The organism is bacterium (assembly GCA_026129405.1).
Classification (GTDB): Bacteria; Desulfobacterota; Binatia; order DP-6; family DP-6; genus JAHCID01.
Genome location: JAHCID010000006.1, coordinates 64836 through 88964 on the forward strand (window position 1 = coordinate 64836; position 24129 = coordinate 88964).

Genomic DNA, 24129 nt, shown 5'->3' on the forward strand with positions numbered 1-24129 from the left:
GTGACCGCAGAGCCGTCACCGACCACGCCGACACGCGAGAGACCGGAGGAGGTCCGATGGGACAGACGCTGTACGACAAGGTGTTCGAACGCCACACGGTGCGCCGGCTGCCGTCCGGGCAGTACCAGGTGCTGATGGGCCTCCACCTCATCCACGAGGTGACGTCGCCGCAGGCCTTCTCGATGCTCCGCCAGCGGGGCCTTTCCGTCCTCCACCCCGAGCGCACGTTCGCGACCGTCGACCACATCGTCCCGACGCACCGCCAGACGCGCCCGCTCGCCGACGCGCTCGCCGAGGAGATGCTGGTCGAGCTGGAGAAGAACGTCGCCGAGCACGGCATCCGCTTCTTCGCGCCCACGGGCGGCGAGCAGGGGATCGTGCACGTCATCGGCCCCGAGCAGGGCCTCACCCAGCCGGGCATGACGATCTGCTGCGGCGACTCGCACACCTCGACGCACGGGGCCTTCGGCGCCATCGCCTTCGGCATCGGCACGTCGCAGGTGCGCGACGTGCTGGCGACGCAGTGTCTCGCGCTCGACCGCCTGAAGGTGCGCCGTATCGAGGTGACGGGTCGCCTGCGCCCCGGCGTCTACGCCAAGGACGTGGCCCTCGCGATCATCGCCGAGCTCGGCGTGCAGGGCGGCGTCGGTTACGCCTACGAGTACGCCGGCGAGGTCTTCGACCGCTTCTCCATGGAGGAGCGCATGACCGTCTGCAACATGTCGATCGAGGGCGGCGCGCGCTGCGGCTACGTGAATCCCGACCAGACGACCTACGCCTATCTCCAGGGACGCCCCTACGCGCCGAAGGGCTCCGCCTGGGATCGCGCCGTGGCGTGGTGGGACTCCATGCGCTCGGACGCCGACGCGCACTACGACGACGTCGTCACGCTGCGCGGCGAGGACATCGAGCCCGTCGTCACCTGGGGCATCACCCCCGCGCAGTCGACGCCGATCGGCGCGCCCCTGCCCCGGCCGGAGCAGTTCGAGGCCGAGGAGCGGGCGCTCATCGACGAGGCCTACCAGTACATGCAGCTGCGACCGGGCGCGCCGATCCTCGGCACGAAGATCGACGTCGCGTTCATCGGCTCGTGCACGAACGGCCGCGTCTCCGACTTCGAGGAGGTGGTGCGCCACATCCAGGGTCGCGGTCTGAAGGTCGCCCCGCACGTGAAGGCGCTGATCGTCCCGGGCTCGCAGGCGGTCCGCAACGAGCTCGTCCGCCGCGGCTACGACGACGTCTTCCGCGAGGCCGGCTTCGAGTTTCGCGAGGCCGGCTGCTCGATGTGCCTCGCGATGAACCCCGACAAGCTCGAGGGCGCGCAGCTCTGCGCCTCTTCGTCGAACCGCAACTTCAAGGGCCGCCAGGGCTCGCCCACCGGCCGCACGCTCCTGATGTCGCCGGTCATGGTCGCCGCGGCGGCGATCGCGGGCGAGGTCGCGGACGCCCGTCAGGTGTTCCACATCCCGCAGGAGGCCCGCTGACATGGACGATTCGAAGCGCACCGTCGTCATCGGCCCGGCCGTCCCGGTCCGCGGCCACGACATCGACACCGACCGCATCATCCCCGCACGCTTCCTTCGCTGCGTCGTCTTCGACGGGCTCGGGGCGCACGCGTTCGAGGACGACCGCGCGCAGACGGCCGCGAAGGGCCAGCCGCATCCCTTCGACGACCCGCGTTTCGCGCGCGGCCGCATCCTCTTCGCCAACCGCAACTTCGGCTGCGGGTCGTCGCGCGAGCACGCCCCGCAGGCGATCATGCGCTGGGGCAAGGGCATCCAGGCGATCGTCGGCGAGTCGTTCGCCGAGATCTTCTTCGGCAACTGCCTGGCACTCGGCATCCCCTGCGCCGTCGCCGACGAAGCCGGCGTGCGCGCGCTCATGGCCCGCGCCGAGGCCGAACCGGCGGCCGAGTTCCGCCTCGACCTCGCGGCGGGGACGATCAGCACCGGCGACCTGGTCGTGCCGGTGACGATTCCCGAAGGCCCCCGCTCCCAGCTCCTGGCGGGAACCTGGGACTCGACCGGCGAGCTGCTCGCGGGGCGCGATGCGATCGCGCAGACCGCGGCGTCCCTGCCCTACTTCTCGACCTTCGCCTGACGTCCGCCGCGGCGCGGCCCGGGCCGTCCGTAGGCCCGGCCGCCGCCGTGGCCCCTGGCGGCCCGGGCCGCGGCACGCTAACCGGAACGGGTCGTGGAGACGATCCAGAGCCTCGGCCTCGTGCTCGGCACCGCCTTCGCCTCGGGGCTCAACATCTATGCGACCGTCGCCACGCTGGGGCTCCTGCACGAGTACGGCGTGGTGACGCTGCCGGCGCCGCTCCTGCCGCTCGCGCACCCCGCCGTGATCGTCCTCGCGACGGTGCTGTTCGCCGTCGAGTTCGTCGCCGACAAGCTGCCGATCGTCGACACGGCTTGGGACGTCGCCCACACGCTGATCCGCCCGCCCGCCGCCGCGCTGCTCGCGTTCGCAGCGGTGAGCACCGTGCCCGAGCCGTGGCCGCTCGTCGCCGCCCTGCTCGCCGGCGGCGTCGCGCTCACCGCCCACGGCGCCAAGGCGTCGACGCGCGCCGCGGTGAACGTCAGCCCCGAGCCGTTCACGAACTGGACGCTCAGCCTGGGCGAGGACGCCGCCGCCGTCGGCCTCACCTGGCTCGCGCTCGCGCATCCGTTCCTCGCCGCCGGTCTCGTCGCCGTGCTGCTGGTCGGCGCGATCGTGCTGCTGGCGCTGCTCTTCCGCTTCCTGCGCGGCGCGCTCCGCGCCCTCGGCGGCCGCCGCACCGGACCGGCGCCGGCCGCCTGACCCTCGCGTCAGCTCGCGAGGGACGCGGGATCGTCGCGCCGGATGCGGATCGGCGGCGGCGTGCGAGGGGGACGTGCGCCCAGGTCGAGCGTATAGGCGCCCTCGCCCGCCGGCGTGAAGCCGTGGTCGTCCCAGAAGCGCGCGACGAGCGCGTTCTTCGGCGTCGGCACGAAGGCGGCGCGCACCGTGCGCACTCCCCGGCGCGCCAGCTCGTCGAGGAGATGGCCCAGGAACGCGGTCTCCGCGCCGCGGCCGATCACGCGACAGGACATGAGCAGGGTGTCGACGTCGGCCGTGTCGCCGTCCACCTGCAGCATGGTGACGCCGACGAGGCCGCTGTCGCCGAACGCGTCGGCGAGCGAGAAGTGGGCGACGATCCAGGCCGGGTCGCCCATGCGCGCGCGGATGTCGGCCTCGGTGTAGCGGCGGGTGGTGACGTTGAACTGGTTCGTCTTCTGCGTCAGCTGCGCGATGCGCGGCGCGTGCCGCGGGTCGTCGAGGCCGACGGTCATCACCATGTCGAGGCTCTGGAGGTACTCCTCCAGGTTGCCCACCGCGGCCTGCCGCTCCTTGCGCTCGCGCTCCTGCGCGTACATCGCCGTGCGGGCACGGTCCTCGGCGGTGAGCCCGAGGATCTCCAGCTGCGGCAGATCCTCCAGGATCTCCGCCACGAGGAGCGCATCGTGCGGCGTCTGCACGACGGTCACCTGCGGCAGCTCGGCCTCGACGTGGCCGCACTCGTGATCGCTGTCGTCGACGAAGACGAACGCCTCGAGCCCGAGATTGAGCTCCCGGGCGAGCTCGCGCAGGTTCTGCGGCTTCGGCTGCCAGTTCACACGCACGGCGGCGAAGTGCTCGGGCCGCAGCACCTGGTGCGGGTGCCCGGTCAGGATCTCCTGCACGTCGTCGGGATTGTTCTTCGAGTTGAGGACGAGGAGGAAGCCGCGCTGCTGATAGGCGAGCAGGCGACGCTGGAACGCGACGAAGCCCGAGCCGGGGTAGTCGGGACCGAGCTTGATGCCGTCCGGGCCGTCCTCGCCCACGATCCCGCCCCAGAGCGTGTTGTCGGCGTCGAGCGCGATCACCTTGGCCTTCGGCTGCTTCAGGAGGACGCCGTAGGCGAGCAGGCGCCGCACCAGCGACTGCGCGCCGGCGACCGAGAACGGGAAGCGCGCCATGTGCCACATGCGCGCCTCGAACGCGCCACGCCGGCCGAGCTGATCCACGAGCGCGTCGAGGTCACAGAGGTAGACCGACGGCAGCGCGGCGGCGACACGCTCGGCGAGCCGCGCCTTCAGGGCGCCGCGGAACGCGGCCTCGGAGTCCGCCGCCATGGCGTCGAACGCGCCCAGCTCCGGCCCCGCGAAGGGCGGCAGCAGCGTCACCACGACGAGGCCCGGCACGAGACCCCGCACGGCGGCGAGGAGCTGCTCGACGCGCGCGACGGCGTCGTCGACGAGGCGGGCGCGCTGCGCCCCGTTCCCCGCCATCACCGGTCCCGCGAGCCGCGGGTCGACGTCCTCCCAGCGCAGGAGCAGGCAGGTGACGTCGGGCTCGTGGGCGGCGAGCCCGGAGCCCGGCTGACACTCCTGCAGGAGCGCGCCGTACGGGGCGTCGTAGAGCGCGAGGTCGAAGCCCTGGAGCAGCGCCTCGAAGCGCCAGTACGGCGCCAGCGGCTCGCTCGCATAGGTGCGCAGGACGGCGACCCGCAGCGGCTGCCGCGGCTCGTCCAGCGCCGCCAGGCGGGCGGCGAGGCGCTGGACGTCGGCCATGCCGAGATCGTCGCGGCGCGGGCGCAGCGCCCGCAGCATCGCTCGGCGCGACGGAGCTCCGAGGGCGGCGGCGAGCCGGTCGCGCCCGCGGGGGGGCGCGGCGGGCCGGGTCGGTGCGGATTCGGACGGCGGCATGGACTCGGCGCCGGGCGCGGCGATTCCTCTGGAGTTACCGTGAAGACCGGCGGAGTCGCAAGCACGCGCCGGCGCGACGGGCGTCAGTCGTGCGCGGCCAGCTCCCGCTCGTCGAGGGCGATGCGCAGCCGGTCCAGCTCGCGCTGCGCGCGCAGGACCGTCTCCCGGGCGGCGTCGAGCGCACCGCCGCGCGCCTGACGATCGAGCTCGGCACAGAGCACCGACAGCTCCGCCGTCGGTAGGGCCCCCGGCTCGGGAGTCGCCCGCGCCGGGACGGACATGCGCCTCGGACCCGGAGCATGGGCGCGAGCCGGCCCCCACGCGGCCAGCTTCTCCACCAGGCGGGCACGCTGCACCGGCTTCGACAGGTAGTCGTCCATACCGGCCGCGAGGCAGCGCTCGCGGTCGCCTTCGAGAGCGTGCGCGGTCATCGCGATGATCGGCAGGCGTGCCCCCGCGGCCTCGTTGCGGCGGATCTCCGCTGTGGCGGCGAAGCCGTCCATCTCGGGCATCTGCACGTCCATCAGGACGACGTCGTAGGCGGCCCGCGCGACCGCGGCGACCGCTTCGCGGCCGTCGTGCGCGGTGTCGACCTCGCAGCCCAGCTGACGCTGCAACATCTGCACGGCGACGGCCTGGTTCACCGGGTTGTCCTCCACGAGGAGGACGCGCAGCCCCAGCGACACGGCGGCGGCGGGTAGCGCCTCCTTCGGCGCGTGGCGCACCGGTCCGGCCGCGGGCTGCCGGCCGAGCACCTCGGCGATGGCGTCGAAGAGCGCCGATTGCCGCACCGGCTTCGTCAGCGCTGCGTCGAAGCCCATCGCGCGGAACGCGCTCGCGCTCCGCACCGCGCCGATCGACGACAGCAGGATGATCGGCGTCGTCGAGATGGCCGGATCGCAGCGCACCAGACGGGCGGTCGCCGCGCCGTCGACGTCCGGCATCTGCATGTCGAGGACGACGAGATCGAACGGCGTGCCGGCGGCGGCCGCCGCACGCAGGCGCGCGACCGCGGCGCTGCCCCCGTCTACCTCGTCGACCACGCAGCCCCACGACGCCACCGCCTGCTGCACGATGAAGCGGTTCGTCGCATTGTCGTCGACGACGAGGACGCGCAGCCCCTCGAGCACCACCGGCCGCACCGGAGCCGGCAGGCCGGCGGCCTTCTCCAGCGACAGCTCGATCCAGAACGTGCTGCCCTTCCCCGGCTCGCTCTCGACGCCGATCTCGCCGCCCATCAGCTCGGTGAGCTGGCGACAGATGGTGAGGCCCAGGCCGGTGCCGCCGTGCTGGCGCGTCGTGCTGCCGTCCGCCTGCGTGAAGCTCTCGAAGATCGCCGCCTGGCGCTCCTTCGGGATGCCGGTCCCGGTGTCGCGCACGGACAGGCGCACGCGCAGGTGGGTCGCGGTCTGGTAGAGAAGCGCGGCCTCGAGGACGACCTCCCCCCGCGGCGTGAACTTGATGGCGTTGCCGGCGAGGTTCACGAGCACCTGGCGCAGCCGCGACGGATCGCCGCGCACGCCGACCTGGAGCGCGGGCGGCAGGATCGCCAGCAGCTCGAGCCCTTTCTCGTCGGCGCGCGACGCCAACAGCTCCGCGACCTCCTCGACCACGGTGCCGAGATCGAGATCGACGTGCTCGATGGTCAGCTTGCCGGCCTCGATCTTCGAGAAGTCGAGGATGTCGTTGATGACCCCGAGGAGATGCTCGCCGCAGCGCTGCACGGTGAGCGCGAAGCCGCGCTCCTCCGCGGGCAGGTCGGCGTCGACGAGGATCTGGGTCATGCCGATGATGCCGTTCAGCGGCGTGCGGATCTCGTGGCTCATGTTCGCGAGGAACTCGGATTTCGCGCGGGTCGAGGCGAGTGCCTCGTCGCGCGCCGAGGCCAGCTCGGCGGCCTGCTCGCGCAGCTGCGCCGCCTGGCGCTCGGCCTGCGCCCGCGCGGCCTCGATCGTGTCGACGTGCCGGGCGAGCTCCTCGTGCGCACGGCGCCGCTCGATGGCGACGCGGGCGAGGCGCGCGGCGCCCACCAGCAGATCGACCTCGGCCGGGCTCGGCTCCTGCGGCTCGGTCGTCGCTGCGAACAGCAGACCGAGCGTCCGCCCCGACGCGGTCGTGATCGGCAGCGTGCAGCAGGCAGCGAGGCCCTCGCGCTCGAGCAGCGCCTGGAACGGCCGGCAGCGCGCCTCGCCGCGGGCGTCCGACGCCACCACGCGCTCGCGCAGGATGCGCCCGGCCTGGAGGTCCGAGGCCGGTCGCATGCCGGCGACGCCCGCCACGCTCACCTCCGCGATGCCGCTCGCGGCGCCCGCGCGCAGGCAGCCGTCGCCGTCGACCAGGAAGAGCGCCGCGCGTACCGCCGGGAGCTGCACCGCCAGCATCGCGAGGATCTCGTCGAGGATGGTCGAGAGGCCGGCGTCGGCGGCCACCCGCTCGAGCACCGCCTGCTCGCTCGCCCGTAGCAGCTCCGTCGCCTTGCGCTCGAGGCGGTGACGGTCGAGCGTCGCCGCCACGTAGAGCGACGCGCCGAAGGCGCAGAACACCGCCGCGAGGAGGTTCGGCGGAAGCGCCGACACGTTCGGCAGCATGGCGAGAACGGCGATGGCCACGAGCACGCACTGGGTCGCGAGCCCCCAGGGGACGATCACCGCGGCGCCGATCACGATGATCGTCGACGACAGGCCCGCCATCAGATGGTCCCCGAGCTCCGCGCCGATCGTGCCCACGACCACGCACGGCAGCGCCGCGCCGACGACGGCCGTCCCGACGACGACTCGCCAGGAGCGCTTGCGCACCACGCGCAGCGCGACCAGCGCCCCGACGTAGAGCACCGCCGCGCCGAGCTTCAGGCCGAGCGCCAGCCGCTGGAACTCCGGCGCCCGGTCCGCCTCCGCGAGCAGACTCAGCAGCACCGACGCGACGGCGATGTAGAGGATGGCGGTCGTGCGCTCGACGACCAGCGTACGCGTTTCTGCGTGAAGGATGTCGCGAATGCGGGCAGACATACGGTCCGGTTGGCCTCGCGCCTTTTGCAAGGCGCATGCCCCTGTCGTGCGCGAGCCGCACGCACTCATCCCGGGGCGAACCGGCGCAAAGCCGGCATTTCCGTGGCGGAGGAGACGAGGTGGTACCACACGCGGCGGTGTCGACCGCGGCGCCCACTCTTCCAGCTAGCAAGACCACGGCACTCACCCATGGATGAGCGGGCGCATCGGCAGCATCGCAGGGCGACCGCGCAGCGGGCCATGCTCTCGCCGCAGGCGGCGGCGCCACGCCCGGCCCGGCCCGATGCGGATCGTTCGACCCCCACATGCCGCGCCTCGAAGCGCGCAGGCACGGCGATCCCTGTGCCGCCGTGACGCACCCCGCCCCCCATGCGGCGCGAGCGCGTCGCCCTCGTGGGCCGTCAGTAGCCCGTTACGGCCCAGGTACCGAGCACGGTCACGAGTCCGGGGTTCTCGGGCACCGCGAAGACGACCCCGCCTCAACCGAAGCAGCACAGGACGGCGAACTCTTCCACGCCCGCGAGAAGTGGAGTGGAGCCGATGGGAGTCGAACCCACGACCTCTTGAATGCCATTCAAGCGCTCTCCCAACTGAGCTACGGCCCCACAGATCGATGGGATGGATACGGGCGGTGGTGCGAGGACCGCCGATATAGCCGCCCTCTCCCAGACGGTCAACGCGGACGCGGGTTTCAGCCTCCCGCCATGAAGAGCGCCGGCGCCAGGCGGTCGTGCTGGGCGCGGCTGGCCGACTGGAGATAGCAGGCGGGGTCGATCGGCTCGCCGCCGACGCGAACCTCGTAGTGCAGGTGCGGGCCCGACGAGCGGCCGCTCGTGCCGACGGCGCCGATGACGTCGCCGCGGCGGATACGACGGCCCTCGGTCGCATAGATCGCGGAGAGATGGGCGTAGAGCGTCTTCACGTCGTTGCCGTGATCGACGACCACCATGCTTCCGTAGCCGCTCATGGCGCCGCTGAAGACGACCTGTCCGCCGGCGGACGCGGTCACCGGCGTGCCGTAGCGGGCCCGGATGTCGACGCCGCGGTGGAAGCCCGCGCCGTGGCTCACGGCACGGGTCCCGAAGCTCGACGAGACCTCGCCCCGCACGGGCCAACGCGTCGGCAGGCCGTCGCCCTGCACACGCGCATTCTTGAGGAGCGCCGACAGGAGGCTCACCGACTCGCTCAGCGCGGCGGACTGCGACTCCACCACCGCGAGCTGCTCGAAGGCCCGGCCGCCCTCCTCGGTCCACAGCGGGCCGCCGGGCACGAGCCCCGTCAGGACCTTCAGCGGCGACTGCTCGGGCTCGCGACTCTCCTCGAGGTGGGCCGCCCGGCGAAGCTGGGCCGCGCGCTCACGCGCACCGCCGACCAGCTTCGCCACGCGGTCCACCTGCCCCGACAGCTGCACGATCTCCTGCTGCTGGCGTCGCACCAGCGTCCGCTTCTCGGCCAGCCGCGCGCGGATCTGTGCGAGCTCCTCTTCGGTTGCCTTGCGGGCGCTCCACGCGCCGTGGAGCGCCACGGCGGCCGCGATCGCGACCAGCGCCGTCGCCGCCGGCCAGGCCGCGCTGCGGGCCCCGGCCAGCAGGGTGAGACGTCCTGCGAGCATCGGTCCTCCTTCTCGGTCGGGTCGGGTCGGCTACCGCGAAGGGCCCACCCCGGTCAACCCGGCCGATTTCCACCCTGACGCAGCAGCTCTTCCGCGTGCTCCTGCGCCTCGCGCGTCAGCCGCGCGCCACCCAGCATCCTCGCCAGCTCCGTCACCCGCTCCGAGTTCGAGAGCGGCTTGGCCGACGAGACCGTGCGTCCCTCCACCACGTCCTTCGCCACCATCACGTGATGCTCCGCGAAGGCGGCGATCACCGGCAGGTGCGTGACGTTCAGCACCTGGCGGCGACGCCCCAGCTGGCGGAGCTTCTTGCCGATGGTCTCGGCGACGGCCCCGCCGACGCCGGCGTCGACCTCGTCGAAGATCAGCGTCGCGCCGTGCTCCTCGGCCGCGGTGAGCGTCTTCAGGGCGAGCATGATGCGCGACAGCTCGCCGCCCGACGCCACCTTCGCCAGCGGGCGGAGCTCCTCGCCGCGGTTGGCGGCGAGATAGAACTCGACCTCGTCCCACCCGGTCGGCCACAGGGGCTTGTTCTCGCCCTCGGTGAAGCGGACCTGGAACCGCGCGCCGTCGAACGAGAGCTGCTTCAGCTCGGCGACGAGCGAGCGCTCGAGCGACATCGCCACGCGCCGCCGCTCGACCGACAGCCGTTTCGCCCACTCGCGCGCATCGCGCTCGGCAGCGTCGAGCGTGGCGACCAGCTCGTCGAGCGCCTCGTCGCCGCGCTCGAGCGCCTGGAGCTCGAGCACGACCTGGTCGCGGCGATGCACCAGCTCGTCGATGCCGACGCCGTACTTGCGCTTGAGACGGCCCAGCTCCGCGAGCCGGTCCTCGACCTGCTCGAGCCGCGCCGGATCGTGCTGGAGACCGCGCGTGTACTTGCCCAGCGCGGCGCCGGCCTCCTCGAGCTCGGCGAGCGCGCCTTCGACGAGGGTACGCACCGGCTCGACGGCCGCATCGACCTTCTCCGCTTCGCGCAGGAAGCCGAGCGCGCGCCCGATGGCGTCGACCGCCGCGCCGTCGTCGGAGTACAGCGTGCGCTCGGCCGAGCCGGCGAGCATGCCGAGCCGCTCGGCGTGCGCGAGACGCGTGCGCTCCGCCGTGAGCGCCGCCTCTTCCCCGGCCTCCGGGTTCGACTTCGCCAGCTCCTCGGCCTGGAAGCGCAGCAGCTCGGCGCGCTCGGTGACGGCGGCGCGGCTCTTCTTCGCGTCTTCCAACGCCTGCTTCGCCGCCGTGTACGTGGCGTGACGGCGGCGCATCTCCTCGACCGTGCTGGCGAGACCGCCGGCGGCGTCGAGCAGCTCGCGGTGGCTCTCCACCCGGCGCAGCGCCTGGTGCTCGTCCTGGCCGTAGACGCGGACGAGGTGCGGCGCGAGGTCGCGCAGCAGCGCCAGCGTGCCCATCGAGCCGTTCACGTAGCAGCGCGTGCGGCCTCCGGCCGCGATCACCCGGCGGATCACGAGGTCGTCGCCGCCGTCCTGGCCGGGGAGCCCGCCGGCCTTCAGGACCTCGCGCGCCGCCTCGGGGACGTCGGTGAACAACGCCTCGACGACGGCCTCGTCCTTGCCCGTGCGCACGAGATCCGCGTCGGGACGACCGCCGAGCGCGACGTCGAGCGCCTGGAGCAGGATCGACTTGCCCGCGCCCGTCTCGCCCGTGACGACGTTGAACCCGGGTTCGAGGATGAGCTCGATCTCGTCGATGATCGCGAGATCAGAGACGCGCAGCGCGCGCAGCATGACCGCCTCCGTGGTTCGTGCCCCAGCCCAGCTTCGAGCGCAGCACGTCGTAGTGGGTGCGATCCGGCGAGCGGATCAGCGACACCGCCGTCCGGGCACGCCGCACGACGATCGCGTCGCCCCCCTCGAGGGCCATGCCCTCCTGCCCGTCGACCGTGAGCACCACGTCCTGCTGCCGCGGCGCGACCTCCAGGCGAACGACCGAGTCGGGCCGCAGGACCATCGGCCGGTTCGTCAGCGTGTGCGGCGAGATCGGCGACACGAGGATGACCTCGACGGTGGGCTCGACGATCGGCCCGCCGGCCGACAGCGAATACGCCGTCGAGCCGGTCGGCGTCGCGACGATGACGCCGTCGGCGCGGTACTCCGCCAGCGGCAGGCCGTCGACCAGCATCGTGAAGCGGATGATGCGGGCGCGCGCGCCGTTGGCGATGACGACGTCGTTCAGCGCCCGCCACCGCTGCCGAGGCGCCCCCGGGCGCTCGAGCTCGGCGCGCAGCATCATGCGGCGTTCGACTTCGTAGTCGCCGGCGAGCACGCGCTGGAGCATCGGCAGCGCCTCGGCCTCGGCGATCTCGGTGAGATAGCCGAGCTCGCCCATGTTGACGCCCAGGATCGGCGTGTGCTGGTCGGCGCGGCGGGCGACCGAGAGGAGCGTCCCGTCGCCGCCCAGCACGACGATGAGGTCCACCCGCTGCGGGCGGGCGCTCTTCGGGCGCGGCGGCGCTTCCGGCGCGCCCGAGTCGTCGACCACGACGGCGATACGCCGGCGCCGCAGATACGCGTGCAGGCGCTGCGCGAGACGCACGGCACGGGGCCGGTCGCGCTTCACCACCAGGCCGACGGTCCGGATGCGCCCCATCTCCACCCCCAGGCGGGGCGCAGACGTACCACGCACCCCATGCCTGTTCCAGTCCGAAACCCGCGTGCTACACGAGACGTCATGGCGCAGCAGCCCGAGCTCTTCTCGCGTCCGGATCCCGCGCCCCGGCCTCCCGCCGCGCATGCCCCGCTCGCCGAGCGGATGCGGCCGCGGACGGTCGCGGAGTTCGTCGGCCAGCGCCACCTGCTCGCGCCGGGTCGCGTCCTGCACGACCTGCTCGCCGCGGGCACGCTCGAGTCGCTCATCCTCTGGGGCCCGCCCGGGACCGGCAAGACGACGCTCGCGCGCCTGCTCGGGGCAGCCAGCAACGCACCCACCGCGTCCTTCTCCGGCGTGCTCCACGGCATCAAGGAGCTGCGCCAGATCATCGACCAGGCCACCGACGAGCTGCGCCGCAGCGGCCGGCCCACCGTGCTGTTCGTCGACGAGATCCACCGCCTCAACAAGGCGCAGCAGGACGCCTTCCTGCCGCACGTCGAGGCGGGCACCGTCATCCTGATCGGCGCCACCACCGAGAACCCGTCCTTCGAGGTGATCCCGGCGCTGCTCTCGCGCAGCCGCGTGCTCGTGCTGGAGCCCCTCGCGGCGGACGACCTGGGCGACCTCGTCGACCGCGCGCTCGCCGACGCGGAGCGCGGGCTCGGCGGCCAGCGGCTGACGCTCGCGGGTGACGCGCGCGGCTTCCTTCTGGACCACGCCCAGGGCGACGCGCGCGTCGCGCTCGGCACCCTCGAGGTCGCGGGCCGCATCGCCGCGGGACGCCGCACGCGCACCCTCGACCTCGCGCTCCTCGAAGAGGCCGCGCAGCAGCGCGCGCTGCGCTACGACAAGGGCGGCGAGGAGCACTACAACGTCGTCTCCGCGTTCATCAAGAGCATGCGCGGCAGCGACCCCGACGCCGCCGTCTACTGGCTCATGCGGATGCTCGCTGCGGGCGAGGACCCGCTCTTCGTGGCCCGGCGCATGGTGATCTTCGCGGCCGAGGACGTCGGCAACGCCGAGCCGCAGGCGCTCGCGCTCGCGCTCGCCGCGAAGGACGCCGTCCACTTCGTCGGCCTGCCCGAGGGCCGCATCCCGCTCGCGCAGGCGGCGACCTACCTCGCCACCTGCCCCAAATCGAACGCCGCCTACGTGGCCATGAACGCCGCCGCCGCGGAGGTCGAACGCAGCGGTGCCTTGCCCGTGCCCATGCATCTCCGCAACGCGCCGACGCCGCTCATGAAGGGGCTCGGCTACGGCGCGGGCTACCAGTACGCCCACGACCAGCCGGATGCGGTCGCCGAGCAGGGCCACCTGCCCGAGGCGCTGGGCGAGGCCCAGTACTACGAGCCCACGGACCGTGGACACGAACGCGTCATCGCCGAACGGCTCGCCATCTGGCGCGCCGCCCGGCGCGGCAACCCGCCGCGCTGACCGCCACCACACCACCACCGCGTTCCACGCGAGCAAGCCCGGTGCCAGCGCCGAGCGCCCGCAACTCGGGGGATACCGTGCGCGGGACTGCACGCGCCTGAACGCGGTGTCAGCCGGTTGACCCTCGGGGACCGTAGCGCACCGCCGCGAGGACGAGTCCCTCGGGCGGGCACGTCTGCCCGGCGCGGGTCCGATCGCGCGCTGCGAGCAGGGCCGGCATGGCCGTCGCCGGCCGCTCGCCGAGCCCGATCTCGACGAGCGTCCCGACCACGTTGCGCACCATGTGCTTCAGGAAAGCGGTGGCCTCGATGCGCAGGAGGAGAATCGGCCCCTCGTCGACGAATCGGCATGCGAGCACGCGACGCACCGTCGACTGGACCGGCGCCGCGGGATCGGCGCCGCAGAAGGTCGCGAAGTCGTGCTCGCCGACGAGCTCCGCCGCCGCCGCCGCCATCGCCGCGACGTCGAGCGGGCGCGGATAGTGCCAGCACCAGCGTCGCCAGAACACCGACGGCGCGGACTCGCGCCAGATGCGGTACTCGTACACGCGGCTGCTGGCGTCGCGCCGCGGGTCGAACGCGTCGTCGACCAGGGTCACCTCGCGGATCGCGACGTCGTCGGGCGTGAGCGCGTTCAGGCTGCGCGACAGACGGCGGAGGTCGGGCGGCGCCGTGGTGATCGCGGCGGCGGCCACCTGGCCCCACGCGTGCACGCCCGCGTCGGTGCGCCCCGCACCGCGAACCCGCACCCGCTCGCGCAGCGCCGTGTGCAGGGCCTGCTCGAGCACGCCCTGCACCGTCGGGCCGTCGGGTTGCAGCTGCCACCCGAGGTACCGGGTGCCCTCGTACTCCACGAGCAGGCGCAGCTGCATCGCTGCGCCGGTCAGCGGTGATCGCGGACGAGGATCTCGGCGATCTGGACCGCGTTGAGGGCGCTGCCCTTGCCCACGTTGTCGATCGCGATCCAACACGCGAGTCCGTGCTCGACCGTGGGATCGATGCGCACGCGGCCGACGTGGGTGGCGCCGGTGCCGATGACGTCGGCCGGCGTGGGGTACGGATCGGCATCGCCCCGGTGCAGCACGATGCCGCGCGCGTCGCGCAGCAGCGCTGCGGCGGCGTCGGGCGGCAGCGCGCGCTCCGTCTCGATGGTGCAGTCGATGCCGGTGCCGAAGAAGGTCGGCACGCGCGCCGCGCCGACGTGGAGCCGCAGCGCGGGCTGCTCCAGCACGCGACGCACCTCGGCCAGGACCTGCACCTCGTGCGTCGTCGCACCGCCCGGCTCGAGCGCGCCGACCTGCGGCACGACGTTGAACGCGAGGTTGTGCACGAGCTTGTTGCGGCGGCTGCCCCGGCCGCTCAGCAACGCCGCCGACTGGCGCGCGAGCGCGTCGAGTGCCCGCCGGCCGCGCGGCGCGATGCTCTGGTAGGTGATGGCGGTCACGCGGCGCAGGCCGGCTTCGGCGAGGATCGGCGCCAGCACCACCGCGAGCCCGATCGCCGTGCTGCTCGGGCTGGCGACGATACCCTGCTCGCGCCACGCCGCGATCGCCGGCGCGTTCACCTCGGGCACCACGAGCGGAATGTGCGGGTCGAAGCGGAAGCGGCTCGAGGTGTCGATCACCGCCGCACCGGCGGCCGTCGCGGCGGCCGCCCACTCGCCCGCCAGCGCCGGCCCCCCGGAGAAGATCGCGACGTCGACGTCCTCGAACGCCTCCGCACGCACGAGGTCGACGCGTCCGCTTCGCTCGCCCTCCTCGAAGGGCGCACCGGCCGTGCGGGGCGAGCCCAGCAGGCGCAGCGCGCGCATGGGGAACTGGCGCTCGTCGAGGAGCCGAACGACCTCGCGGCCGGCGAGGCCCGCCGCGCCGAGAACCGCGACCGTGAGTGCGTCGTCGGCCATGGTGCTACCGCACCAGCCGATCGCGCACGAGCTTGCCCATCGCGCGGCAGCCGATCGTCGTCTCGCCGGCCTGCGCCAGGTCGGCCGTGCGATGGCCCTCGTCGAGCACGGCGGCGACGGCGGCCTCGATGGCGGCCGCAGCCGGTGCGCAGCCCAGCGAGTAGCGGCAGAGCATCGCCGCGGACAGGATCGCCGCGAGCGGATTCGCACGGTCCTGCCCGGCGATGTCGGGCGCCGACCCGTGGATCGGCTCGTAGAGCCCCGCGCAGCGCGTGCCGGGCGTCGGCGCGCCCGCGAGCGACGCCGACGGCAGCATGCCCATCGAGCCCGCCAGCATCGACGCCTCGTCGGTGAGGATGTCGCCGAAGAGGTTCTCCGTGGCGATGACGTCGAAGTCCTTCGGGCGACGGATGAGATGCATCGCCATGGCGTCGACCAGGACGTGCTCGAACTGCACGTCGGGGTAGTCGCGCGACACCTCCGTCGCGACCTCGCGCCACAGGCGCGACGACGAGAGCACGTTGGCCTTGTCGACCGACGTCAGCTTCTTCCGCCGCTGGCGCGCGAGCGCGAAGGACGCGTGCATGAGGCGCGCGACCTCGCCCTCGCCGTAGATCATGGTGTCGACCGCCTCGCGGTTGGGCGCCTCGCCGCGGCGCTCGCTCGGCTTGCCGAAGTAGACGCCACCCGTCAGCTCGCGCACGACTACGAGGTCGACGCCGTCGAGCGTCTCGGGCTTGAGCGTCGAGGACTCGACGAGCGCGGGCACCGTCCACACGGGGCGGAGGTTGGCGTAGACGTTGAGGCCCTTGCGCAGCCCGAGGAGCGCCTGCTCCGGCCGAACCTTCGCCTTCGGGTCGTCCCACTTCGGGCCGCCGACGGCGCCGAGGAGGACGGCGTCGGCCTGCCGGGCGCGGGCGAGCTCCGCAGCGGGGAGCGGCTCGCCGGTGGCGTCGATCGCGGCGCCGCCCACGACGCCCGGATCGAACCTCAGCGAGAAGTCGTGGCGCGGCGCCACCAGCTCGAGCACGGCCTGCGCCTCGGCCGTCACCTCCGGTCCGATGCCGTCCCCGGGAAAGACTGCGATGGTCGCCTTCGTGCTCACGGACCCACCTCGACCTGCGGATGCAGCTGGCGGTGCAGACGCCGGTACTCCAGCTTGTTCAGCGCGTTCAGATAGGCCAGCGCGCTGGCCTGGATGATGTCGGTGTGGCTACCCTGCCCGGTGACGGTGACGCCGTCCTCGGTGAGGAGGCAGCTCACCTCGCCCAGCGCGTCGGTGCCGCCGGTGATCGCCTTCACGGCGTAGCGGTCGAGGCGCGGGTGCTGCCCGGTGAGGTCGCCGATCACCTTGAAGCAGGCGTCGACCATGCCGTCGCCGGCGCCCGAGCCGGTGACCTCGTCGCCGTCGATCCTGAGCTTCACGGTCGCGTAGGGAACGGCCATGCTCGACGAGGTGACGTTCAGGTACACCAGCTCGTAGCGATCGCGGATGCCGGGGTGGCGCACCGACTCCTGCGCGACGAGGGCGATGATGTCCTCGTCGTAGACCGTCTTCTTCGCGTCGGCGAGCGCCTTGAAGGCGTCGAACAGGCGGTTCATGTCGACCGACGTCGTGTCGAGCCCCAGCTCGCGGATGCGGTTCACCAGCGCGTGGCGGCCCGAGTGCTTGCCCAGGACCAGGCGATTCGAGCTCAGCCCGACGTCTTCGGGATTCATGATCTCGTAGTTCTGCCGGTACTTGAGGACGCCGTCCTGGTGGATGCCGGCCTCGTGGGCGAAGGCGTTCTCGCCGACGATGGCCTTGTTCACCTGCACGGCGAGGCCCGTGATCTGCGTCACCAGGCGGCTCGTCGGGTAGATCTCCTGCGACACGATGCCGGTGTCGACGCCGAAGTGCGGGCCGCGCGTGCGCATGGCCATCACGACCTCTTCCATGGCGGTGTTACCGGCGCGCTCGCCGATGCCGTTGACGGTGCACTCGATCTGGCGGCAGCCGTTCTCGACCGCCGACAGCGAGTTGGCGGTCGCCAGCCCGAGGTCGTTGTGGCAGTGCGCGCTCCAGATCACCTCGTCGGCGCCCGGCACCCGCTCGCGCAGCATGCGGAACAGCTCCCCGTACTCGTGGGGCATGGCGTAGCCGGTGGTGTCGGGGACGTTGATGACGCGGGCCCCGGCCTCGATGACGGCCGTGAAGACCTCGACGAGATAATCGAGATCGCTGCGCGAGGCGTCCTCGGCGGAGAACTCGACGTAGTCGAGATGCTGCTTCGCGCGGGTGATGGCCCAGACGGCGGCGTCACGCACGTCCTGCCGGCTCATCATGAGCTTGTGCTTCAGGTGGATGTCGGAGGTGGCGATGAAGATGTGGATCCCCGGGTTCTTGGCCTTCTCGACGGCGGCGATGGCGCGGTCGATGTCCTGCTCCCGGGTCCGCGCCAGCGACAGCACGATCGGCTTCGTGACTGCGGAGGCGACGCGCCGGACGGCTTCGAAGTCGCCGTCGGACGAGGCGGCGAAGCCGGCCTCGATGACGTCGACGCCCAGCCGCTCGAGCTGGCGCGCGATCGCCACCTTCTCCTCCATGTTCATGGTGGCGCCCGGCGATTGCTCGCCGTCGCGCAGCGTCGTGTCGAAGATCTGTACTCGGTCCATCGGGGGTCTCCCTTCCGCCACCTTCGGGTCAACCACCCAGGGCCCAGAAACAGAAATGCCACGGAGCGGATGACCCGCCCGTGGCTTTGCGACGTTTCGGTCCCTGCGTCTCAGACCACGACGTCGGCCACGGACGGGCTCGTAAGGAGGAGCTCGCCGAGCAGGGCCGCATCGAGGAGGAGAAACGCACGGGACATTCCGTCGTCGGGCTTAACCGCGGCCCCCCGGCGTGTCAAGCACGACGGACGCGGATCCGCCCACTTGCGGACCGGATTGGGTTCCCGCTTGCGGCGGCTCCGCCGGCGGCGCCGCCCCGCCCCGTCCCGTCAGGACGCGCCACAGCGAGGCGACCGGCGCCGACAGCGCGTACGTCGTGATGCCGAGGAAGAGCATCGGCTCGGGCTCGGCGATGGTCAGCATCGCGACGATGATGATGCCCAGCAGCACCGGGAACGGGTGGCGGCGGTGGAGCTGTACCTCCTTGAAGGAGAAATAGCGGAACTCGCTCACCATGAGCGCCGCCACCGCGTAGATGACGATGAGCATCATGACCCGCTTGTGCGCCGCCCCCTGCCCGCCCAGGTAGAAGTACATCAGCACGGTGGCAGCGATGACGTTCGCCGCCGCCGGAATCGGGAGGCCGAGGAAATGCCGCCGCTCGACGGTGCCGACCTGGACGTTGAAGCGGGCCAGGCGCAGCGCGCCGCAGGTGACGTAGAGCGTGGCCGCGAGCCACCCCCAGCGGCCCCAGGGTTTGAGCGCCCAGGTGTAGACGAGGATGCCCGGCGCGACGCCGAACGCGATCAGATCGGCGAGCGAGTCGTACTGCACGCCGAACGAGCTCGACGAGCGCGTCAGACGCGCGATGCGGCCGTCGAGCACGTCGCACAGCTGGGCGACGAGGATCATGATCGCCGCCAGCCGGTAGTCGTGGTTCAGGGTCGCGATGATCGAGTAGAAGCCCGAGAAGAGGCCGGCGGTCGTGATCAGGTTGGGAAGGAGGTAGACGCCCTTGCGCAGCGGCGGAATGCGTCGCCGCGCCCGTGGCGCCGCCTCGAGGCGCCCGAGACGGCGCACCCTCACGCCGCTCCCCGCGGCAGCTCCGCGATGACGGTGGCCCCGGCGACGACGCGATCGCCGCGTCCGACGCGCGGGGTCACGTCGGGCGGTACGTACACGTCGACACGCGACCCGAACATGATCATGCCGTAGCGCTCGCCGCGGCGGAGCTGGTCGCCCGCCGTGCGGTGGCAGACGATGCGCCGGGCGACCGCGCCGGCGATCTGCACGACGAGGAAGCGCCGGCCGTGGCTGCGCAGCACCATCGCGGTACGCTCGTTGTCGACCGACGCCTTGTCGGCGAAGGCGGCGCGGAACCTTCCGTCGGTGTGCCGCACCTCCTCGACCGTACCGTCGAGCGGGGCCCGGTTCACGTGCACATCGAGCGGCGACATGAAGATGCTGATGCGGGTGGCCGGCGCCTTGAGGAACGTCTCCTCACGCATCGGCGTGACGTCGAGCACACGACCGTCGGCGGGCGAAACCATGAGGGCGTCGTCCAGGGGCGGCTGGCGCTCGGGGTCGCGGAAGAACCACAGGCTGAAGCCGAGCGCCAGCACGAGCGGCAGCACCGCGATCGGATGGCCCGCGGCCGTGCCGACGGTCGCGACCAGGCCGAGCACTCCGGCCACGGTCGCGATCACCGGCACGCCCTCGCGGGCGAATGGGAGACGAGCAGGCATGCGGGGCGTCGCCGGAACGCCGCGGCGTCCGGCTCAGTTACGGGAACGATCGACGAGGCGGTCGTGCTTCAGCCACGGCATCAGGCCCCGCAGCTTCTCGCCCACCCCTTCGATCGGATGCTTCGACTGCTCCTGGCGCAGCTCGCGGAAGTGCGGCATGCCGCACCGGTACTCCGTGATCCACTCGTCCGCGAACTTGCCGGACTGGATCTCGTCGAGGATCTGGCCCATGGCCTTGCGCGTCTCGTCGGTGACGATGCGCTTGCCGCGGGTCATGTCGCCGTACTCCGCCGTGTTGCTGATCGAGTAGCGCATGTTGGCGATGCCGCCCTCGTAGATGAGATCGACGATGAGCTTCACCTCGTGCAGGCACTCGAAGTAGGCCATCTCGGGTGAGTAGCCGCGGCTGACGAGCGTCTCGTAGCCGGCGCGGATGAGCTCGGTGAGCCCGCCGCACAGCACCGCCTGCTCGCCGAAGAGGTCCGTCTCGGTCTCTTCCTTGAAGGTGGTCTCGAGCGCCGCCGCGCGCGTGCCGCCGATGCCCTTCGCCCAGGCGAGCGCGATCTGCTTCGTGTCGCCGCTCGGATCCTGGTGGATGGCGATGAGGCACGGCACGCCGCGCCCCTTCTGGTACTCGCCGCGCACGAGATGCCCGGGCCCCTTCGGCGCGATCATGAGGACGTTGACGTCGGCCGGCGGCACGATCTTCTTGAAGTGGATGTTGAAGCCGTGACCGAAGGCCAGGTACTTGCCGGCCTTCATCGCCGGCGCGATCTCCTTCTCGTAGATCTCGCCGCCCTGCTCGTCGGGAACGAGCATCATGACGATGTCGGCCTCCTGCGCAGCCGTGGCGGCATCGACCACCCGCAGCCCTTCGGCCTGGGCCTTCTTCACCGAGGCGCTGTCCGGACGCAGCCCGACGCGGACGTCGAGGCCGCTGTCACGCAGGTTGAGCGCGTGTGCGTGGCCCTGGCTGCCGTAACCGATGACGGCGATCTTCTTGCCCTGGAGCGGCTCGAGGCTGGCGTCCTGATCGTGGTAGATGTTCATGCGGCGTGTTCCTTCTCCTTGCCGTCGACGGTGAAAACCTGCGAGCCGCGGAACGTCGCCACCCGTCCGGTGCGCACGATCTCGAGGATGCCGATCGGCCGTAGCAGCTCGATCAGCGCGTCGATCTTGTCTTCGGTTCCGGTGGCTTCGACGACGTAGGACGTGCCGGCCACGTCGACGATCTTCCCGCGGAAGATCTCGACGATGGAGGCCACCTCGCCGCGCGTCGTGTCGTCGACCCGGACCTTGATGAGCACGAGCTCGCGCTCGACGTGGGGCTGGGGCGTGAAGTCGACCACCTTGATGACGCTGATGAGCTTGTTCAGCTGCTTCTCGATCTGCTCGAGGACCTGCGCGTCGCCACGCGTGACGAGCGTGATGCGGGAGACGGTCGGATCCATCGTCTCGCCCACGGAGAGGCTCTCGATGTTGTAGCCGCGCCCACTGAACATCCCGGCGACGCGCGCCAGGACGCCGAACTCGTTCTCGACCAGGATGGAGATGGTGTGACGCACGGGAGCCATCAATGGGCGCGGTGGCGGGCGAGGATCTCCATGATCTTGTCCTTGCCCTGGAGCTTCCGCTTCTGGAGGCGCTTCTTCTCCACCTCCTCCTCCGGCGTCAGGTACATCTTCGACTGGAGCGATCCCAGCTGGCGTTCGAGGAGGGCGTGCTCCTCGTAGTAGCGGCGCAACTCCGGCTCCCGGTCCAGGAGGGTCGAGATCAGCTCCTCGTCGCGTTTTTCCATGCTCCACTCCCTCGAGATCGGGCGTTCGGCGACGGTATTACGCGCCAAAAGGGGTTGTCAACGCGATGCACCGTGCGGCAGCTGCGCGTCGGGAGGACGCACGTACGTGGGCTCGAGCGTTCCCGGTTCGGCCCGCTCCCCGCGCGCGAGACGTCGCGCTCCGAGCCGCGCGACGATGCCGCCCGACGGCTCGGACGCGTCCGCCGGCAGCACGGCGGCGGCGCGCGGCGCCAGCGCGTCGGCGTAGGCGGCGCCCGCATCGCCGACCACGACGGCTCCCACCGGCAGCCGCGCGGCGAGGTCGTCGGGTGTCGCGGTGAAGTCGTCCCCCAGCCGGATCAGATCCCCGCCTTCGCCGACGCGGAACAGCGCCGCCCAGCACTCCCGCCGGCGCGCATCGAGCGCCGCGCACACGGTCGCCCCGGCCGGCGCCCCGGCGACGTGCGCCAGCGCCTCCAGCGTCGGCACCGCCACCAGCGCGAGCCCGCGGGCATAGCAGAGCCCCTTGGCGAGACCGAGGCCGATGCGCAGGCCGGTGAACGAGCCCGGGCCGATCGACACCGCCACGGCGTCGACGTCAGCCAGCTCGAGGCCGGCCTGCGCAAGCACCTCGTCGATCAGGGCCGGCACCATGCGCACGTGCGAAGCCGCGGCGCGGCGCGACGCCGCCGCCAGAACGGTGTCGTCGCGTGCGACACCGACGGCGGCCGTCCAAGTCGCGGTATCGAGCCCGAGAACGACCAGGGCTCAGCCCTGCACCAGCCGGTGGATGTCGTTGTAGAACACGAACACCATCAGGCTGAGGAGCAGCAGCAGACCGACCTGCTGCGCGATCTCGCGATGCCGGGGCCGCAGCGGGCGCCCCATCGCCGTCTCGACGCCGAGCAACGCCAGATGCCCGCCGTCGAGCACCGGCACCGGAAGCAGGTTGAGCACGCCCAGGTTGATCGACAGGAACGCGAGCATACTGAGGAAGTACTTGAGACCGGCGCGCGCCTGCTGGCCTGCCGCGCGTGCGATCGCGATCGGCCCGCCGAGCTCGCGCAGGGGGACGCGACCCTGGACCATCAGTACGAGGCCCTGGAGCACGACCCAGGACGCCATCACCGTCTGCTGCCCCGCCATGGACACCGCCTCGGCCGGGCCTACCGCCTTCCAGTCGTGCGAGCCCTCGATGCCGATGAGCCAGCTCTTCCCCGTCTCCTCGCCGAAGAGGTTGCGCGTCTCGCGCAGCGCCGGCGTGACGGTGATGGCCATCGGCGTCCCGTCGCGATCGACGTCGAGCGTCAGCGTCTTGCCGTCGGACTCACGCACGCGCGTGGCGAGCGCGTCCCAGGTCTCGACGGACGTGCCGTCGATCTTCGTGACACGGTCGCCGACCGCGAGGCCGGCTTGCTCGGCAGGCGTCCCCTGCCCGACCCCGCCGATGCGTGGCTCCGTGGACGGGATCTCGGCGCCGACGGCCGCGAACAGGACCGTGTAGACGAGGAACGCGAACAGGAAGTTCATGGCCGGGCCGGCGATGACGATCGCCGCGCGCCGCCACGGCTTCTGGTTCCCGAAGGCGCGCTCCGGCTCCGTCACCGGCTCGCCGTCCTCGTCCTCGCCCAGCATCTTCACGTAGCCGCCGAGCGGAACGGCGGACAGCGCGTACTCCGTCTCGCCGCGCTGGCGGCGCCACAGGATCGGCCCGAAGCCGATCGAGAAGCGCAGGACCTTCACGCCGAGACGCTTCGCCACGCCGAAGTGGCCGAGCTCGTGCACGAACACGAGCACCCCGAGCGCGACGACGAACGCGACGACGGTGACGACGGGTGCGGGAAGCTCCATGCGCCGGAAACCTCAGCCGCGCGCGACCACGGCCGCGTAGTAGTAGGCGAAGACGAACGGGAACAGCAGGCTGTCCAGACGGTCCAGGATGCCACCGTGCCCCGGGATAATCCACCCCGAGTCCTTGGCCCCGAACGCACGCTTGAGCGCGGACTCGCAGAGGTCGCCGAACTGCGCGAGCAGCCCGATGCCGAGCGCGAACCCGATCGTCGGCCCCAGGGCCATGCGATCGAAGAACATCGCGCGGCAGAAGAGCGCGATCACGATCGCCCCCGCCACCGCCCCGAGCGCGCCTTCGACCGTCTTGCTGGGACTGATCGCCGGCGCGAGCTTGCGCCTGCCGAAGTACCGTCCGGCAAAGTAGCCGCCCGAGTCCGAGCCCATCGCCGTGTAGACGGTGAAGAGCACCCAGCGCCATCCCTCCGGTTCCTGGCGCAGCAGGATCATGTGGGGGACGAAGAAGCCGACGTAGAGCACCCCGAGGACGATCAGCCCGAGCGCTTCGACCGAGCGGCGCATGTCCGCGTGACGCACGAGCGGCAGCGCGAGGCCGCCGATCACCGTCACCGAGAGCGCCCCGCCGACCCACGCCAGCTGCCCGGTGAGGACCGTGGCGGCGATGAGGAGTCCTAGGCCGACGCCGACCGCCACCATCGGCGAGTCGTCGGGGAACGCCATCGTGAAGTACTCGTACAGGGCGACCGCGGCGACGGAGACGATGAAGCCGTTGAACAGCGGCGTCCAGAGGTACTGGATGATCAGCCACAGCGCCGGCAGGGCGACCGCGGCCGTCGCGAGACGGGTCCGCAGCATGACTCGGGGGCGGCGCGACCGTCGGACG

At 72.0% G+C, this 24129-nt stretch carries 21 protein-coding genes and 1 tRNA gene; 4 read left to right on the forward strand and 18 right to left on the reverse strand.

Features of this window, described 5'->3' with window-relative positions; translation table 11 throughout:
- The first annotated feature begins 56 nt into the window (after positions 1–56).
- From leuC to KIT14_19290, 3 genes are all read left to right on the forward strand, one after another.
- The gene (leuC, locus tag KIT14_19280) at positions 57–1484 is read left to right on the forward strand and encodes a 3-isopropylmalate dehydratase large subunit (protein ID MCW5892662.1); all 1428 of its coding nucleotides are present in this window, start codon (positions 57–59) and stop codon (positions 1482–1484) included.
- A 1-nt stretch (position 1485) separates the two neighbouring features.
- Entirely contained in the window at positions 1486–2100 is a 615-nt protein-coding gene (locus KIT14_19285) for a 3-isopropylmalate dehydratase small subunit (GenBank protein ID MCW5892663.1), read from the forward strand.
- Between the two features lie 93 nt (positions 2101–2193).
- Positions 2194–2802, forward strand: coding sequence for a DUF4126 domain-containing protein (locus tag KIT14_19290; GenBank protein MCW5892664.1), 609 nt, complete (start codon positions 2194–2196; stop codon positions 2800–2802).
- A gap of 8 nt (positions 2803–2810) precedes the next feature.
- On the opposite strand, the gene KIT14_19295 is transcribed toward KIT14_19290, so the two are convergent.
- The 6 genes from KIT14_19295 to KIT14_19320 form a co-directional block, all read right to left on the reverse strand.
- Entirely contained in the window at positions 2811–4613 is a 1803-nt protein-coding gene (locus KIT14_19295) for an HAD family hydrolase (GenBank protein ID MCW5892665.1), read from the reverse strand.
- Positions 4614–4792: 179 nt separating this feature from the next.
- Entirely contained in the window at positions 4793–7714 is a 2922-nt protein-coding gene (locus KIT14_19300) for a response regulator (protein MCW5892666.1), read from the reverse strand.
- Between the two features lie 532 nt (positions 7715–8246).
- A tRNA-Ala gene (locus tag KIT14_19305) sits at positions 8247–8319 on the reverse strand.
- Between the two features lie 86 nt (positions 8320–8405).
- On the reverse strand, positions 8406–9326 hold the full coding sequence (locus KIT14_19310) for a peptidoglycan DD-metalloendopeptidase family protein (GenBank protein MCW5892667.1): 921 nt from the start codon (positions 9324–9326) through the stop codon (positions 8406–8408).
- Positions 9327–9379: 53 nt separating this feature from the next.
- Positions 9380–11065, reverse strand: coding sequence for a DNA repair protein RecN (gene recN / locus KIT14_19315; GenBank protein ID MCW5892668.1), 1686 nt, complete (start codon positions 11063–11065; stop codon positions 9380–9382).
- Positions 11040–11927 carry an NAD(+)/NADH kinase gene (locus tag KIT14_19320; protein ID MCW5892669.1) on the reverse strand — a complete coding sequence of 296 codons (888 nt, stop codon included), beginning with the start codon at positions 11925–11927 and terminating at the stop codon, positions 11040–11042. Before KIT14_19320 ends, recN begins: the two co-directional genes overlap by 26 nt.
- 81 nt (positions 11928–12008) lie before the next feature.
- Here KIT14_19320 and KIT14_19325 point away from each other — a divergent pair, with 81 nt between their 5' ends.
- Entirely contained in the window at positions 12009–13361 is a 1353-nt protein-coding gene (locus tag KIT14_19325; protein ID MCW5892670.1) for a replication-associated recombination protein A, read from the forward strand.
- A gap of 109 nt (positions 13362–13470) precedes the next feature.
- Here KIT14_19325 and truA read toward each other — a convergent pair whose 3' ends face one another.
- The 12 genes from truA to KIT14_19385 form a co-directional block, all read right to left on the reverse strand.
- Positions 13471–14232: a tRNA pseudouridine(38-40) synthase TruA gene (gene truA, locus KIT14_19330; protein ID MCW5892671.1), complete on the reverse strand. Its 762-nt coding sequence runs from the start codon at positions 14230–14232 to the stop codon at positions 13471–13473.
- A gap of 11 nt (positions 14233–14243) precedes the next feature.
- Positions 14244–15263, reverse strand: coding sequence for an aspartate-semialdehyde dehydrogenase (locus tag KIT14_19335; protein ID MCW5892672.1), 1020 nt, complete (start codon positions 15261–15263; stop codon positions 14244–14246).
- 4 nt (positions 15264–15267) lie between these two features.
- Entirely contained in the window at positions 15268–16368 is a 1101-nt protein-coding gene (leuB, locus tag KIT14_19340; GenBank protein ID MCW5892673.1) for a 3-isopropylmalate dehydrogenase, read from the reverse strand.
- Positions 16365–17918, reverse strand: coding sequence for a 2-isopropylmalate synthase (locus KIT14_19345; GenBank protein MCW5892674.1), 1554 nt, complete (start codon positions 17916–17918; stop codon positions 16365–16367). Before KIT14_19345 ends, leuB begins: the two co-directional genes overlap by 4 nt.
- A 210-nt stretch (positions 17919–18128) precedes the next feature.
- Positions 18129–18947: a CDP-diacylglycerol--serine O-phosphatidyltransferase gene (gene pssA / locus KIT14_19350; protein MCW5892675.1), complete on the reverse strand. Its 819-nt coding sequence runs from the start codon at positions 18945–18947 to the stop codon at positions 18129–18131.
- A 50-nt stretch (positions 18948–18997) separates the two neighbouring features.
- The gene (locus tag KIT14_19355; protein ID MCW5892676.1) at positions 18998–19660 is read right to left on the reverse strand and encodes a phosphatidylserine decarboxylase family protein; all 663 of its coding nucleotides are present in this window, start codon (positions 19658–19660) and stop codon (positions 18998–19000) included.
- A 33-nt stretch (positions 19661–19693) separates the two neighbouring features.
- Entirely contained in the window at positions 19694–20710 is a 1017-nt protein-coding gene (gene ilvC, locus KIT14_19360) for a ketol-acid reductoisomerase (protein ID MCW5892677.1), read from the reverse strand.
- Positions 20707–21225: an acetolactate synthase small subunit gene (ilvN, locus tag KIT14_19365; protein ID MCW5892678.1), complete on the reverse strand. Its 519-nt coding sequence runs from the start codon at positions 21223–21225 to the stop codon at positions 20707–20709. Before ilvN ends, ilvC begins: the two co-directional genes overlap by 4 nt.
- An 8-nt stretch (positions 21226–21233) precedes the next feature.
- Positions 21234–21458: a DUF465 domain-containing protein gene (locus KIT14_19370; GenBank protein MCW5892679.1), complete on the reverse strand. Its 225-nt coding sequence runs from the start codon at positions 21456–21458 to the stop codon at positions 21234–21236.
- Between the two features lie 57 nt (positions 21459–21515).
- Entirely contained in the window at positions 21516–22202 is a 687-nt protein-coding gene (gene tsaB / locus KIT14_19375; protein ID MCW5892680.1) for a tRNA (adenosine(37)-N6)-threonylcarbamoyltransferase complex dimerization subunit type 1 TsaB, read from the reverse strand.
- 3 nt (positions 22203–22205) lie between these two features.
- On the reverse strand, positions 22206–23288 hold the full coding sequence (rseP, locus tag KIT14_19380; protein ID MCW5892681.1) for an RIP metalloprotease RseP: 1083 nt from the start codon (positions 23286–23288) through the stop codon (positions 22206–22208).
- 12 nt (positions 23289–23300) lie between these two features.
- The gene (locus tag KIT14_19385; protein MCW5892682.1) at positions 23301–24101 is read right to left on the reverse strand and encodes a phosphatidate cytidylyltransferase; all 801 of its coding nucleotides are present in this window, start codon (positions 24099–24101) and stop codon (positions 23301–23303) included.
- Between the last annotated feature and the right edge of the window lie 28 nt (positions 24102–24129).